This window comes from Pseudomonas sp. PGPPP1 (assembly GCF_002255865.1).
GTDB classification, from domain to species: domain Bacteria; phylum Pseudomonadota; class Gammaproteobacteria; order Pseudomonadales; family Pseudomonadaceae; genus Aquipseudomonas; species Aquipseudomonas cremoris.
In genome coordinates this window covers 149,047-163,038 of the sequence record NZ_NKIG01000014.1, presented here as the reverse complement: position 1 = coordinate 163,038, position 13,992 = coordinate 149,047, and the positions used below count along the sequence as shown (strand labels likewise).

Sequence of the window (13,992 nt, the reverse complement as noted above, 5' to 3'; positions counted from 1 at the left end):
ACATGGCTGACAAAAAAGCGCAGTTGATCATCGAGGGCGCAGCCCCCGTCGAGCTGCCCATTTTAACCGGCACCGTTGGTCCCGATGTTATCGACGTACGGGGCCTGACGGCCACGGGCCGTTTCACATTCGACCCAGGCTTCATGTCGACCGCCTCTTGCGAGTCGAAGATCACCTATATCGATGGTGATAATGGCATTTTGCTGCATCGCGGTTACCCGATCGAGCAACTGGCCGAGAAATCGGACTACCTGGAAACCTGCTACCTGCTGCTAAATGGCGAATTGCCAACAGCCGAGCAGAAAGCCCAGTTCGTCAGCACCGTAAAGAACCACACCATGGTTCACGAGCAGTTGAAGACGTTCTTCAACGGCTTCCGTCGCGACGCCCACCCGATGGCCGTCATGTGCGGTGTGGTCGGCGCCCTGTCGGCCTTCTATCACGATTCCCTCGACATCAATAACCCGCAGCATCGCGAAATCTCCGCGATCCGCCTGGTTGCCAAGATGCCGACCCTGGCCGCAATGGTTTACAAGTACTCCATGGGCCAACCCATGATGTACCCGCGTAACGACCTGACGTACGCAGAAAACTTCCTGCACATGATGTTCAACACGCCGTGCGAGATCAAACCGATCAGCCCGACGCTTGCCAAGGCAATGGACCGGATCTTTATCCTCCACGCCGACCACGAACAAAACGCATCGACCTCTACCGTGCGCCTGGCAGGCTCGTCGGGTGCCAACCCGTTCGCCTGTATCGCCGCCGGCATCGCCGCACTGTGGGGCCCTGCCCACGGCGGTGCGAACGAAGCCGTATTGACCATGCTCGATGAAATCGGCGATGTCTCCAACATCGACAAGTTCATCGCCAAGGCCAAGGACAAGAACGATCCGTTCAAGTTGATGGGCTTCGGTCACCGGGTCTACAAGAACCGCGACCCACGCGCCACCGTCATGAAGCAGACCTGCGACGAAGTGTTGAAGGAACTGGGCATCAAGAACGATCCGCAACTCGAACTGGCCATGCGCCTGGAAGAGATCGCCCTGACCGACCCGTACTTCATCGAACGCTCGCTGTACCCGAACGTCGACTTCTACTCGGGGATCATCCTCAAGGCGATCGGCATTCCAACCAGCATGTTCACCGTGATCTTCGCCCTGGCGCGGACCGTGGGCTGGATCTCCCACTGGAAAGAAATGCTCTCCAGCCCGTACAAGATTGGCCGCCCGCGCCAGCTGTACACCGGCTACGAGTCGCGTGACATCACCAAGCTGGAAGATCGCAAGTAAGCATTGCTTAGTTGCACTGAAAACGGCCTCCCTTAGTGGAGGCCGTTTTTATTTGTGCAGGTATTGAGAAACTGTTTTGTCTGATCTGACGCCTTCGCGAGCAAGCCCGCTCCCACACTTGACCGAGTTTCAATATGAAAATGCGGTCAAATGTGGGAGCGGCGGTGCGACGATTCGACTTGCTCGCGAAAGCAATATAAGCAGCAACACAGAACCCCAGACAAAAAAATGCCCCGGCCTTTCGACCGGGGCATTTTCTTATCAGGCTACAACCTTAGTGATTAACCGCCCCACTCGCCCCCAGGCCAGTCTGCGAACGCACAAACTGCGGGAAGTACAGCGCACGTTCTTTCTCTGCCGCCGCCGATTTGTCGGTGATGGAGAAGAACCAGATGCCGACGAACGCGATGATCATCGAGAACAGCGCCGGGTACTCGTAAGGGAAGATGGCTTTTTCATGGTGCAGGATCGAGACCCAGATGGTCGGGCCAAGAATCATCAGGCCAACGGCACTGATCAAGCCCAGCCAGCCGCCGATCATGGCGCCACGGGTGGTGAGGTTTTTCCAGTACATGGAAAGCAGCAGCACCGGGAAGTTACAGCTGGCAGCGATCGAGAACGCCAGGCCCACCATGAACGCGATGTTCTGGCTTTCGAACAGGATACCCAGGCCGATTGCCAATACACCCAAGGCTACGGTGGTGATCTTCGACACGCGAATCTCATCTTTCTCGTTGGCCTTGCCTTTCTTGATCACGCTGGCGTAAAGGTCATGGGACACCGCCGAAGCACCGGCCAGGGTCAGGCCGGCAACCACTGCAAGGATAGTGGCGAACGCCACGGCCGAGATGAAGCCCAGGAAGATACTGCCACCCACAGCGTTGGCCAGGTGCACCGCCGCCATGTTGTTGCCACCGAGCAAGGCGCCTGCCGCATCTTTGAACGCCGGGTTGGTGCTGACCAGCAGGATCGCGCCGAAGCCGATGATAAAGGTCAGGATGTAGAAGTAACCGATGAAACCGGTGGCGTAGAACACGCTTTTGCGAGCTTCTTTAGCGTCACTCACGGTGAAGAAGCGCATCAGGATGTGCGGCAGGCCAGCAGTACCGAACATCAACGCCAAGCCCAGCGAGAATGCCGAGATCGGGTCCTTCACCAGACCGCCGGGGCTCATGATCGCCTCACCTTTAGGGTGAACCTTGATCGCCTCGGAGAACAGCATGTTGAAGTCGAAGTTGACGTGCTTCATCACCATCAGCGCCATGAACGAGGCACCGGACAACAGCAACACCGCCTTGATGATCTGTACCCAGGTGGTCGCCAGCATGCCGCCGAACAGCACATACAGCACCATCAGGATGCCTACCAGGATCACCGCAACGTGGTAGTCCAGGCCGAACAGCAGTTGGATCAACTTGCCGGCACCGACCATTTGCGCGATCAGGTAAAACGCCACCACCACCAGCGAGCCGCATGCCGACAGGCTGCGGATCTGGGTCTGGCCCAGGCGATAGGACGCCACGTCGGCAAAGGTGTACTTGCCCAGGTTACGCAGGCGCTCGGCGATCAGGAACAGAATGATCGGCCAGCCCACCAGGAAGCCGATCGAGTAGATCAGGCCGTCATAACCGGAGGTGTACACCAGTGCGGAAATCCCCAGGAAGGACGCCGCCGACATGTAGTCACCGGCAATCGCCAGACCGTTCTGGAAACCGGTGATCTTGCCGCCGGCCGCATAGTAGTCGGCCGCCGATTTATTGCGTTTGGACGCCCAGTAAGTGATGCACAGGGTGGCGCCGACAAACGCGACAAACATCACGATGGCCGACACGTTCAGGGGTTGTTTGTGCACTTCACCGGTCAAGGCATCCGCAGCCCAAAGGGCCGGAGCAAAGAACGATGCGCCGAGTATTGCCAGTAGACGACCGATCATTGCGCAGCCTCCTTGAGAATCGCAGCGTTCAGGTCGTCAAATTCGCCGTTGGCCCGGCGGACATAAATACCGGTCAGGACAAAGGCAGACACAATCAGCCCGACGCCCAGGGGAATGCCCCAGGTAATCGAAGAACCTGGGCTGAGCTTGGCGCCCAGTATTTGTGGCCCGTAGGCGATCAACAGGATGAAAGCGGAGTAAAGCCCTAGCATGATCGCCGAGAGAATCCAGGCGAACCGTTCCCTTTTCCTTACCAGCTCCTTGAAACGCGGGCTGTTTTGAATCGAGAGGTAAATGCTGTCGTTCATTGTTTTTATCCTCGCAGCACAGCTTTTTTATTATTTTGGAACGTATCCACTGTATGCGGCTGCCGTAGAGGTTCCAGACGACCTTAGTCTTAGATCGAGTGTAGCGAGGGGTTGTGAGAACACAGGAAGATTTACGGAGGGTGAAATCAATGTGAGAGCGGGCTTGCCCGCGATAGTGGTGTACCAGTCATCAGATGAGTGACAGATTCACCGCTATCGCGGGCAAGCCCGCTCCCACATTTACAGGGTATTGGTTACTTAGCGGTCCATTCAGCGACGCGCTCAGGGTGCTTGGCCACCCAATCCTTGGCCGCTGCATCAGGCTTGGCGCCCTCTTGGATCGCCAGCATGACTTCGCCGATTTCGTCCTTGGAGGCCCACTGGAATTTCTTCAGGAAGGCCGCGACTTCTGGCGCTTTCTTCTCCAGGCCCTTGCTGCCGATGCTGTTGACGGTTTCAGCAGCACCATAAATCCCTTTTGGATCGTCGAGGAAACGCAGTTTCCACTTGGCGAACATCCAATGTGGCACCCAACCGGTGACCGCAATGGATTCCTGTTTGTCTTCGGCACGGGTCAGTTCGGCGATCATCGCTGCGCCGGAGCTGGCTTGCAGCTTGTAGTCCAGACCGTAGGCCTTGATGGCTTCGTCGGTCTTGAGCATCACGCCTGAGCCGGCGTCGATGCCGACGATCTTGTTCTTGAAGGTGGTGTCGGTCTTGAGGTCTTCGATGGACTTGGCTTTCACGTACTCCGGCACGATCAGGCCGATCTTCGCATCCTTGAAGTTAGGGCCGTAGTCGACCACTTTGTCCTTGTTCTTGGCCCAGTATTCGCCGTGGGTCACGGGCAGCCAGGCGGAGAGCATGGCGTCGAGCTTGCCGGTGGCTACGCCCTGCCACATGATCCCGGTGGCGACGGCTTGCAGTTTCACGTCATAACCGAGCTTTTCCTTGATCACCTCAGCGGCCACGTGGGTGGTAGCCACGCTGTCGGACCAGCCGTCTACATAGCCGATGCTCAGGGTTTTGCTGTCGGCGCTGGCCAGTGTGGAGCCCATCGCAACTACCAGAGTGGCAGCTGCGCCCAAGAGTCGTCGCATCTTCATAGTACTTCCCCGAAAGTGCTGCGCCCGACGGATGCCGAGCGACGTCAACCTGTTGTTATGTGGTGCACCGCGCCCCCTTCACGCGCCTCGATCCGGCTGCTGCGACATCAGTGGAGTGCTGACGCCTTGATCATCAACCCGGCGCAGGCTTCGACCTGCTCTGTCAGCGACCTCATGCAAGCAAGAAACGACATCACATAGCCAGCAGGACGTTTTGTAGGACTTGACGTCAAAATCCCGCCCGAACTTTGCATGTCAAAATTATGCAGCCCCACTGGGATGGGCCAAATCCGGGTAAGATGCGCGCCTTTGCTCCCCCAGATAAGTCGACCATGCCTGCGACCGCCCGCTTCCCTGCCCTGCCCTATTTCTTCGCCTTGATCCTTGGCCTGCTGGCCCTGGTCGGTTACTGGTATGGCCTCGGCCGTCCCGTGGTGTTACCGGATGTAGCCAGCGCCAGTCACAAAATGCAATGTGCGTCCTACACGCCCTTCGATAAAGACCAATCTCCTTTCGACCAGCCGTTCACGCTGCGCCCAGAGCGCATGGACGCCGACCTGGCGCTGCTGGCTACCCGCTTTGAATGCATCCGCACCTATTCCATGACCGGCCTGGAAGCCCTGCCGGACATGGCACGCAAGCATGGCTTGAAGGTGATGGCCGGCGCCTGGGTCAGCAGTGATCCGGTGGCGACCAAAAAGGAAATCGACGAACTGATCGCCGCGGCCAATGCCAACCCGGATGTGGTCACTGCAGCGATCGTTGGCAACGAAGCCTTGCTGCGCAAGGAAGTCACCGCCAAACAGTTGGTGGCGCTGATCCACACCGTCAAAAGCCATATCAAGCAACCAGTGACCTACGCCGACGTGTGGGAGTTCTGGCTGCAGCACCCGGAAATCGCCCCAGCGGTGGACTTCCTCACCATTCACCTGCTGCCGTATTGGGAAGATGACCCGTCCGGCATCGACCAGGCCCTCAAGCATGTGGGCGATGTACGCCAGACTTTCGGCAACAAGTTCGCGCCCAAGGATGTGCTGATCGGCGAAACCGGCTGGCCCAGCGAAGGCCGCCAGCGTGAAACCGCAGTGCCGAGCCGGGTCAACGAAGCCAAGTTCATGCGCGGCTTCGTGGCCATGGCCGAAGCCAATGGCTGGCACTACAACCTAATCGAAGCCTTTGACCAACCCTGGAAGCGTGCCAGCGAAGGTGCGGTGGGGGGTTACTGGGGCCTGTTCGATGCAGACCGCCAGGACAAGGGCATCCTCGCCGGGCCGGTGACCAACGTGCCGTACTGGCCGCTGTGGCTTGGGGTGGGCGGGATCATCCTGCTGGGCACCTTGGCATTGGGTGGGCGCGTTCGCAGCACACGGGCCGCGATGCTCCTGCCGCTGCTGGGCGCGGTGGCCGCCTGCTCCATCGGCACTTGGTCGGAACTGACCCGCGTCACGGCGCGCTTCAATGATGAGTGGGTGTGGGCCGGCTTGCTGGTCGTGCTGAACCTGCTGGTGCTGGCCCACGCTGCGCTGGCCTTGAGCGCTCGCGAGGGCTGGCGTGAACGTACGTTCAACTGGCTGGAACAACGTGCAGGCTGGCTGGTGGCGATTGCCGGGTTTGCAGGGGCGGTGATGATGCTTGCGCTGGTGTTTGACCCGCGTTACCGCAGTTTCCCAAGCGCGGCGCTGTTACTGCCCGCCTTGGTTTATCTCGTTCGCCCAGTTACAGGCCCACGTCGTGAAATTGCCCTGCTGGCCTTTATCATCGGTGCCGGCGTTGCGCCGCAATTGTACCGTGAAGGTCTGATGAACCAGCAGGCTTGGGGCTGGGCGGTGGTCAGCGTGCTGATGGTCGGGGCTTTGTGGCGTTGCTTGAGGGTGCGCAAGGCTTAACACCGCTATCGCAAGCAAGCCAGCTCCCACATTTTGACCGTGTGAACCCGATCAAAGGTGGGAGCTGGCTTGCCTGCGATGAGGTCCTGTCAGACGCCCCGAGGCTTCCTGACCAACCGCAACCCCGCCACCACCACCGCAAACACCGCAAAGGTCGTGTTGTACAACGCGAGCGCCGGCAACCCGAACACCATCCCCAGTACTGCCAACCCCCAGCCCACTCGCCCCGGCACAAAAAACGCCAGCACCGAGGTGATCAGCGCGGCCCAGCCCAGCACCTTGAAGTGAATCATCAAGCCCAGGTTCGAACGCAACTGGCATTCCCAGCGACCGGCTTCATCGGCGCAGATCCCCACCCAACTGCCATCCTCCATAAAGCCATAACGCGCGCCATAACTGGCGGCCAGCCACAGCGGCAGGGCAATAAGCAGCAAAATCAATGGCAAACGACGGGACATGGGGGACTCCAATAGGCAAAAACGGCGCTCAGCTTAATGCCCTGGCAACCGTTAGCAAGGCGCATACACACAATTAGTGTTCACCAAAGCGTGGCAAAGTGTATCGTCTGGCTACTATTACCCCGATTCCGACGTTATTTTCCGACTTTTCGTGCCGAGTGCTGGCACTTCGGTGACAACGCGGTGGTCATAGCCTGCGAACTTCATTAAGCACGTTTCCTCTTAGGGATTAAGTCATGCTCCGTTCCTTACGCTGTGCTGCCCTGCTGGGCAGCCTTTTTCTGAGTGCGTCAGCACTGGCGGTCGATATCGACCAAGCCAGCTATGGCTACCCTTTGACCAACCCGTTTGAAGCGACCATCGCGACCACCCCGCCCGACCTGCGGCCCAAATTGCCGCGTGATGACGAGATCAACCAGTCCGACTACACCCTGAACATGCGCCCCGAGCGCGAATTCAGCCTGCCGGACAACTTCTGGGCGGTGAAGAAGCTCACCTACCGCATCGCCAAGCAAGACCGCGCTGCGCCGCTGATCTTCCTGATCGCAGGCACCGGTGCGCGGTATGACAGCAGCCTCAACGAATACCTGAAAAAGCTGTACTACCAGGCTGGTTACCACGTGGTGCAATTGTCGTCGCCCACCAGCTTCGACTTCATCAGCGCCGCTTCGCGCTTCGCCACCCCGGGGATCACCCAGGAAGACGCCGAGGACATGTACCGCGTAATGCAAGCCGTGCGCGCGCAAAACGCCTCGTTGCCGGTGACCGACTTCTACCTCACTGGCTACAGCCTGGGCGGCCTGGACGCAGCGTTCGTGGCCAAACTGGACGAAACCCGCCGCAGCTTCAACTTCAAGAAAGTGCTGTTGCTGAACCCGCCGGTCAACCTCTACACCTCGATCACCAACCTCGACAAGCTGGTGCAGACCGAGGTCAAGGGCATCAACAACACCACCACCTTTTATGAGCTGGTGCTGAACAAGCTGACCCGCTACTTCCAGCAAAAAGGCTACATCGACCTTAACGATGCCCTGCTCTACGACTTCCAGCAGTCCAAGCAGCACCTGACCAACGAACAGATGGCGATGCTGATCGGCACCTCGTTCCGCTTCTCGGCGGCTGACATTGCCTTTACCTCGGACCTGATCAACCGTCGCGGCCTGATCATCCCGCCCAAATACCCGATCACCGAAGGCACCAGCCTCACGCCGTTCCTCAAGCGTGCGCTGCAATGCGACTTCGACTGCTACCTCACCGAGCAGGTGATCCCGATGTGGCGCGCCCGCTCCGATGGCGGCAGCCTGCTGCAACTGGTTGACCAGGTCAGCCTGTACGCCCTCAAGGACTACCTGCACAACAGCCCGAAAATCGCGGTCATGCACAACGCTGACGACGTGATCCTCGGCCCAGGCGACCTCGGCTTCCTGCGTAAAACCTTCGGCGATCGCTTGACCGTCTACCCGCTGGGCGGCCACTGCGGCAACCTCAATTACCGCGTCAACGCCGACGCCATGCTGGAGTTCTTCCGTGGCTAAATATCTTCTGCTGCTCGCCGCCTTGATGTGCGCGGGCGTGGCCAATGCCGACAACAGCAAGGCACACGAGCCGATCAAGGTCGACTCCGATGGCTTCAAGGAGCCGCTGTCCAAGCTCAAGTTCAACCCCGGCCTGGACCAGCGCGAGTTCGAGCGTTCGTCGCTCACCGCCCTTAACGTCTATGACCCGCTGGAGTCGTGGAACCGTCGGGTGTACCACTTCAACTACCGCTTCGACCAATGGGTGTTCCTGCCCGTGGTCAACGGCTACACCTACGTAACCCCAAGCTTCCTGCGCACCGGCGTCAGCAACTTCTTCAACAACCTGGGCGACGTGCCCAACCTGTTGAACAGCCTGCTGCAACTCAAGGGCCATCGTTCCCTGGAAACCACCGGGCGCCTGCTGCTCAACACCACCATCGGCATCGCCGGCCTGTGGGACCCGGCCACGGCCATGGGCCTGCCGCGTCAAAGCGAAGACTTCGGCCAAACCCTGGGCTTCTACGGCGTACCCGGCGGCGCGTACCTGGTACTGCCGATCTTCGGCCCGTCGAACCTGCGCGACACCACTGGCCTGATCGTCGACTACGGCGCGGAAACCGAGATCAACTTCCTCAACGTGTCCGAAGTCAGCTCCAACCACCCGGAAATCTGGGCCCTGCGCGCGGTCGACAAGCGCTACCAGACCAGCTTCCGTTACGGGCAGATGAACTCACCGTTCGAGTATGAAAAGGTGCGGTACATCTATACCGAATCGCGCAAGTTGCAGATCGCCGAGTAGTTCAAAGGTGAGGCAATCTCGCGGGTAACCGCAGTTCAAATGTGGGAGCGGGCTTGCTCGCGAATTACGGTGTTTCAGTCACAGATGTATGACTGAAACTCAGCATTCGCGAGCAAGCCCGCTCCCACATTTGGATAGGGTGCATCAGTTATTTCCCAGTCGTCTGCCACCCTCCCCCCAAACTCTGGATCAACGCCACACTGCCCTGGCTCAACTGCCCTTGGGTATCCCGCAGATTCTGCTCGGCCTGCAACAACACCAACTGCTGAGTCAGTACCGCCTCGCGGCTTACCGTACCCGCACGCAGCTGTGCCTCCTGGCTGCCGAACAACTGCTGGTTACGCGCAAACACCTGTTGGAAGGCACCGGCCTGGGTCTGCAGATGATTGATCGCCGACAGGTTGTCCTCAACGTTCTGTAAAGCGCTAAGCACGGTGCCGCGATAGTTGGCGGCGATCTGGTCATAACTGGCCTCGGCCTGCTTGACCGCCGCTTCACGCGCGCCGCCATCAAAGATCGTCTCCGCCAACGCTGGGCCCAACGTCCAGATGCGGTTGGGCAGGGAGAACAACCCACCCAACGCGCTGCCGCGATAGCCCAGCGAAGCCGTGAGGTCCAACGTCGGGAAAAACGCGGCCTCCGCTACGCCGATCTTTGCGTTGGCCGCCGCCGCCGAGCGCTCGGCGGCTACCACATCCGGTCGCCGTTGCAGCAACGTCGACGGCAAGGTCAACGGTGGCCGGGGTACGACGAAGCTGAAATCATTGCGCGGCGCCACGCTGAACTCGCTGGGCGCCATGCCCACCAGCACCGCCAGGGCGTGCTCATACTGTTCACGGTCACGCTGCGAGGTTTGCAGGTCGGCAATTGACGTGGTCAGCTGGTCCTGGGCCACCAGCAGTTGGTCATTCGTCGCGACGCCTTGGGTGAATTGGGCCTGGATCATCTCCAGCAACTGCTGGTTGATGGTCTGTTGCTGCTGCAACAAACGAACATCGATATCCATCTGGCGCAACGCCAGGTAGTTACTGGCCACGCTGGAACTGATGGACAAACGCACGCCGGCCAGCAACGCATCGGACTGCTGCGCCGTGGCCTGGCTCGACTCGATGCCCCGACGTACCTGGCCCCAAAGGTCCGGTTCCCAACTGGCGGTGAGCGTGGCGCTCACCGTGTTTTTTACGCCGGCGGAGGTGGTGGTGGTGCTGGAGGTCGTGCCGTCACCGCCCTCGCCTCGCGATCCCGACAATCCCACGCCCACCGTCGGCCACAGCCCGGCTCGGCTCGATGCGACCTGTGCCTGGGCCAGCCGATAGGCGGCCTCCGCCGCAATGATCGACTGGTTGGCCTTGGCCGATCGCGCCACCAAATCGTTCAACACCGGGTCCTGATACGCCAGCCACCATTGGCTGTCCAACGCGCCCTGGGGATTGGACACCGCGCGCTGCCACTGCGCGCCCTCCTTGAACGACTGCGGCAACGCCATGGCCGGTTTCTGGTAATCCGGCCCGACCATGCAGCCGCCGAGCATCAGGCTAACCACCAGCACGCTGTATCTGAGTTTCATGACCTTGCTTCCTTGTGCCGCCCCAGGCGTTGGGACGCCCGGTCGAGCCAGAGGTAAATCACCGGGGTGGTGTAAAGCGTCAGCACCTGGCTGAGCAACAACCCGCCAATAATCGAGATGCCCAAGGGGCGACGCAGTTCAGAGCCATAGCCGGTGCCGAGCACCAGCGGCAGTGCGCCAAGGATCGCCGCCAAGGTGGTCATCATGATCGGCCGGAAGCGGATCAGGCAGGCGCGGCGAATCGCTTCCTTGGCGGTCAGGCCAAACTCGCGCCGTTCGGTGATGGCGAAGTCGATCATCATGATCGCGTTCTTCTTCACGATGCCGATCAACAGGATCACCCCCACCAGCGCGATGATCGACAGCTCGGTGCCGGTCAGCAGCAAGGCGATCAACGCCCCGACACCTGCCGAGGGCAGCGTGGAGAGGATCGTCAGCGGATGCATCAGGTTCTCGTAGAGGATGCCCAGCACGACGTACACCGAGAGCAGCGCCGCGACAATCAGCAACGGCTCGCTGGCCACCGAGGACTGGAACACCTGGGCCGTCCCGGCAAACTGCCCGGTGATGCTGGCGGGCATGCGCAGCTGTTTTACTGCATCGTCCACCAACGCCGTGGCCTGGCCGATCGAGGTGCCAGGCGCCAGGTTGAACGAGACCGTCACCGCCGGAAAAGTGCCTTGGTGACTGATGGAAATGGCCGTGCGCGCGACCGCGTTATCTGCCAGCGCAGACAGCGGTACCAAGGCCGCCGGGCTGGCCAGGTTTGGCGCGGCGGTGCTGCCTTTGCTCGACACCGCCTGGCTGCCGGTGGGCACATAAATACCTTTGAGCGCTGACGCATCGGCCCAGTATTCGGGCGCGATTTCCATCACCACGTGGTACTGGTTGGCGGCGCGGTAGAGGGTCGAAACCTGGCGCTGGCCGAACGCGTCGTACAGCGTCTGGTCCACCGCCGTCATGCCCACGCCGAGCCGCGCCGCCGTGTCGCGGTTGACCTGCACATTGGCCAGCAGGCTGTTGTCCTGCTGGTCGGTATTCAGGTCCGTCAGTTGCGGCAGCTTGTGCAGCACCGCCACCACCTTGGGCACCCATTCATCCAGGGACTGCTGGTCGTCGGCGGTCAGCGTGTACTGATACTGCGCGCCGCTTTGCCGCCCGCCCACGGTGATGTCCTGGGCCGCCTGCAAAAACAGCTTGGTGCCCGGCAAGTCGCCGAGGGTGCGGCGGATCTGGCCGATCACCTCGGTGGCGCTGTCCTTGCGTTGGTCGATGGGCTTGAGCAACACGAACATCTGCGCACTGTTGACCGCCCCGCCGCCACCGCCACCACCACCGACAAACCCCGCCGCCGTTTCCACGTTGGGGTTTTGCATGACCTTGTGGTTGATCGCGGTGAAGTCCTTCTGCATCGCCCCGTAGGAAATGCTCTGCGCCGCCAGGATACTGCCCTGCAAGCGCCCGGTGTCTTCCTGGGGAAAGAAGCCCTTGGGCACCAACACGTACAGCACGCCCGCGAGCGCAATTACCAGCACCGTCACAAAACCCATCAGGATCGAGTGGTCGATCACCCAGCCCAAGGTGCGGTCGTAGAAACGATGAAAGCGCGAGTCCGGATGCTCGTTACCCTCGCTAATATCCTTGGGCGCGCGCAGCAATACGCTGGCAAGCATCGGCGTGACCGTCAACGAGATCACCATCGAGATCACGATGGCCACCGACAACGACACCGAGAACTCGCGAAACAGTCGCCCGACGATCCCGCCCATCAACAACAGCGGAATAAACACCGCCACCAACGACACGCTGATGGTCAGCACGGTGAACCCGACTTCCTTGGTGCCGGCCAGCGCCGCTTGCACCCGGCTTTCGCCTTTCTCCAGGTGGCGCATGATGTTTTCCACCACGACGATGGCGTCATCCACCACAAAACCGGTGGAAATGGTCAGCGCCATCAGCGACAGGTTATTCAGGCTATAGCCGAGGAAATACATCGCGCCAAACGTACCGAGCAACGACAACGGCACCACAATTGCCGGCACCAGGGTGCTGCGCCAATCACGGAAGAAACCGAACGTCACCAGGGTCACCAGCAGGATCGACGCCAGCAACGTCACTTCTACGTCATGCAGCGACGCGCGGATGGTGGTGGTGCGGTCCATCAGCAGGTCGAGCTTGATCGAAGCCGGGATCGAACTTTGCAGAAACGGCAACGAAGCCTTCACTGCATCCACCGTGTCGATCACGTTGGCGCCCGGCTGCTTGAACACCACCAACAGCACCGCCGGCTTGCCATTGGACAGGCCGAAGTTGCGCAGGTCCTGCACGTCTTCACGCACATAGCCGAGGTCGGCGATGCGAATCAGGTCGCCGTTCTTCTCCTTGACCACCAACGGACCGTAATCGTTGGGGTCAAGTAACTGGTCATTGGCGCCGATGCCATAGGAACGGTCACCCACTGCCACATTGCCCTTGGGCAGGTTGGCGTTGGATGCGCTGATCACCTGGCGCACTTGCTCCAGGCTAACGCCGTATTGGTTGAGCCGGTCCGGGTTGAGTTCGATACGCACCGCCGGCAGCGCACCGCCGCCCACCGTCACATCGCCGACGCCAGTGGTCTGCAACAGGCGCTGCTCCAGCACGGTCGAGGCGGCGTCATACATCTGCCCCGGCGTGGCGCTGTCGGAGGTCAGGCTGATGATCAGGATCGGCGAATCGGCCGGGTTGACCTTGCGGTAGGTCGGGTTGCCGGACAGGTCGCTGGGCAAGTTGCTGCGCGCCGCGTTGATAGCCGCCTGTACATCCCGCGCCGCGCCGTCGATGTCGCGGCTGAGGTCAAACTGCAGGGTGATGCGGGTCGAGCCCAAGCTGCTGGCGGAAGTCATCTGCGTGACCCCGGCGATCTGCCCGAACTGGCGCTCCAGCGGCGTGGCCACTGAACTGGCGACGGTGGTTGGGTCGGCGCCGGGTAAGGAAGCGCTGACGCTGATAGTCGGGAAGTCCACTTCCGGCAGTGGCGCTACCGGCAGCAAGTTGAAGGCCAATATGCCAAACAAGGCGAGTCCCGCTGCCAGCAACGTGGTGGCAATCGGGCGATGGATAAACGGCGCACTCAGGTTCATCGCA

At 60.4% G+C, this 13,992-nt stretch carries 10 protein-coding genes; 4 read left to right on the top strand and 6 right to left on the bottom strand.

Annotation, left to right across the window (positions count from 1 at the left end; all coding sequences use genetic code 11):
- The first annotated feature begins 2 nt into the window (after positions 1–2).
- Positions 3–1,292, top strand: coding sequence for a citrate synthase (gene gltA / locus CFE47_RS17195; protein WP_016979565.1), 1,290 nt, complete (start codon positions 3–5; stop codon positions 1,290–1,292).
- A gap of 274 nt (positions 1,293–1,566) precedes the next feature.
- Here the strand turns inward: gltA and CFE47_RS17190 are convergent, their stop codons facing one another.
- The 3 genes from CFE47_RS17190 to CFE47_RS17180 all read right to left on the bottom strand — a co-directional run bounded on the left by CFE47_RS17190 (position 1,567) and on the right by CFE47_RS17180 (position 4,639).
- Positions 1,567–3,225 carry a cation acetate symporter gene (locus CFE47_RS17190; protein WP_286838778.1) on the bottom strand — a complete coding sequence of 553 codons (1,659 nt, stop codon included), beginning with the start codon at positions 3,223–3,225 and terminating at the stop codon, positions 1,567–1,569.
- Complete coding sequence (locus CFE47_RS17185; protein WP_185708874.1) at positions 3,222–3,533, bottom strand: DUF485 domain-containing protein; 312 nt, start codon at positions 3,531–3,533, stop codon at positions 3,222–3,224. Before CFE47_RS17185 ends, CFE47_RS17190 begins: the two co-directional genes overlap by 4 nt.
- Before the next feature lie 254 nt (positions 3,534–3,787).
- Positions 3,788–4,639: a glycine betaine ABC transporter substrate-binding protein gene (locus tag CFE47_RS17180; protein ID WP_155583238.1), complete on the bottom strand. Its 852-nt coding sequence runs from the start codon at positions 4,637–4,639 to the stop codon at positions 3,788–3,790.
- Between the two features lie 332 nt (positions 4,640–4,971).
- Between CFE47_RS17180 and CFE47_RS17175 the strand changes: the two genes are divergently transcribed.
- Positions 4,972–6,525 (top strand): glycoside hydrolase family 17 protein, encoded by a 1,554-nt coding sequence (locus CFE47_RS17175; RefSeq protein WP_286838775.1) that lies wholly within the window; start codon positions 4,972–4,974, stop codon positions 6,523–6,525.
- A gap of 89 nt (positions 6,526–6,614) precedes the next feature.
- Here the strand turns inward: CFE47_RS17175 and CFE47_RS17170 are convergent, their stop codons facing one another.
- A complete protein-coding gene (locus CFE47_RS17170; protein WP_286838773.1) occupies positions 6,615–6,983 on the bottom strand; it encodes a hypothetical protein in 369 nt (122 codons plus the stop codon).
- A 236-nt stretch (positions 6,984–7,219) separates the two neighbouring features.
- On the opposite strand from CFE47_RS17170, the gene mlaY reads away from it, so the two are divergent.
- Together mlaY and CFE47_RS17160 are read left to right on the top strand one after the other, a co-directional pair.
- Positions 7,220–8,518 carry a lipid asymmetry maintenance lipase MlaY gene (gene mlaY, locus CFE47_RS17165; RefSeq protein WP_185708870.1) on the top strand — a complete coding sequence of 433 codons (1,299 nt, stop codon included), beginning with the start codon at positions 7,220–7,222 and terminating at the stop codon, positions 8,516–8,518.
- Positions 8,511–9,299 (top strand): MlaA family lipoprotein, encoded by a 789-nt coding sequence (locus CFE47_RS17160; RefSeq protein ID WP_185708869.1) that lies wholly within the window; start codon positions 8,511–8,513, stop codon positions 9,297–9,299. The genes mlaY and CFE47_RS17160 overlap by 8 nt, the downstream gene beginning before the upstream one ends.
- A 148-nt stretch (positions 9,300–9,447) precedes the next feature.
- Here the strand turns inward: CFE47_RS17160 and CFE47_RS17155 are convergent, their stop codons facing one another.
- Together CFE47_RS17155 and CFE47_RS17150 are read right to left on the bottom strand one after the other, a co-directional pair.
- Positions 9,448–10,866 (bottom strand): efflux transporter outer membrane subunit, encoded by a 1,419-nt coding sequence (locus tag CFE47_RS17155; protein WP_286838771.1) that lies wholly within the window; start codon positions 10,864–10,866, stop codon positions 9,448–9,450.
- The gene (locus CFE47_RS17150; RefSeq protein ID WP_286838768.1) at positions 10,863–13,988 is read right to left on the bottom strand and encodes an efflux RND transporter permease subunit; all 3,126 of its coding nucleotides are present in this window, start codon (positions 13,986–13,988) and stop codon (positions 10,863–10,865) included. Before CFE47_RS17150 ends, CFE47_RS17155 begins: the two co-directional genes overlap by 4 nt.
- Positions 13,989–13,992: the final 4 nt, after the last annotated feature.

Coding starts and splice junctions, on each gene's coding strand:
- CFE47_RS17170 (WP_286838773.1), bottom strand. CDS start 6,983: ATGTCCCGTCGTTTGCCATTGATTTTGCTGCTTATTGCCCTGCCGCTG.
- mlaY (WP_185708870.1), top strand. CDS start 7,220: ATGCTCCGTTCCTTACGCTGTGCTGCCCTGCTGGGCAGCCTTTTTCTG.
- CFE47_RS17185 (WP_185708874.1), bottom strand. CDS start 3,533: ATGAACGACAGCATTTACCTCTCGATTCAAAACAGCCCGCGTTTCAAG.
- CFE47_RS17175 (WP_286838775.1), top strand. CDS start 4,972: ATGCCTGCGACCGCCCGCTTCCCTGCCCTGCCCTATTTCTTCGCCTTG.
- CFE47_RS17180 (WP_155583238.1), bottom strand. CDS start 4,639: ATGAAGATGCGACGACTCTTGGGCGCAGCTGCCACTCTGGTAGTTGCG.
- CFE47_RS17190 (WP_286838778.1), bottom strand. CDS start 3,225: ATGATCGGTCGTCTACTGGCAATACTCGGCGCATCGTTCTTTGCTCCG.
- gltA (WP_016979565.1), top strand. CDS start 3: ATGGCTGACAAAAAAGCGCAGTTGATCATCGAGGGCGCAGCCCCCGTC.
- CFE47_RS17150 (WP_286838768.1), bottom strand. CDS start 13,988: ATGAACCTGAGTGCGCCGTTTATCCATCGCCCGATTGCCACCACGTTG.
- CFE47_RS17155 (WP_286838771.1), bottom strand. CDS start 10,866: ATGAAACTCAGATACAGCGTGCTGGTGGTTAGCCTGATGCTCGGCGGC.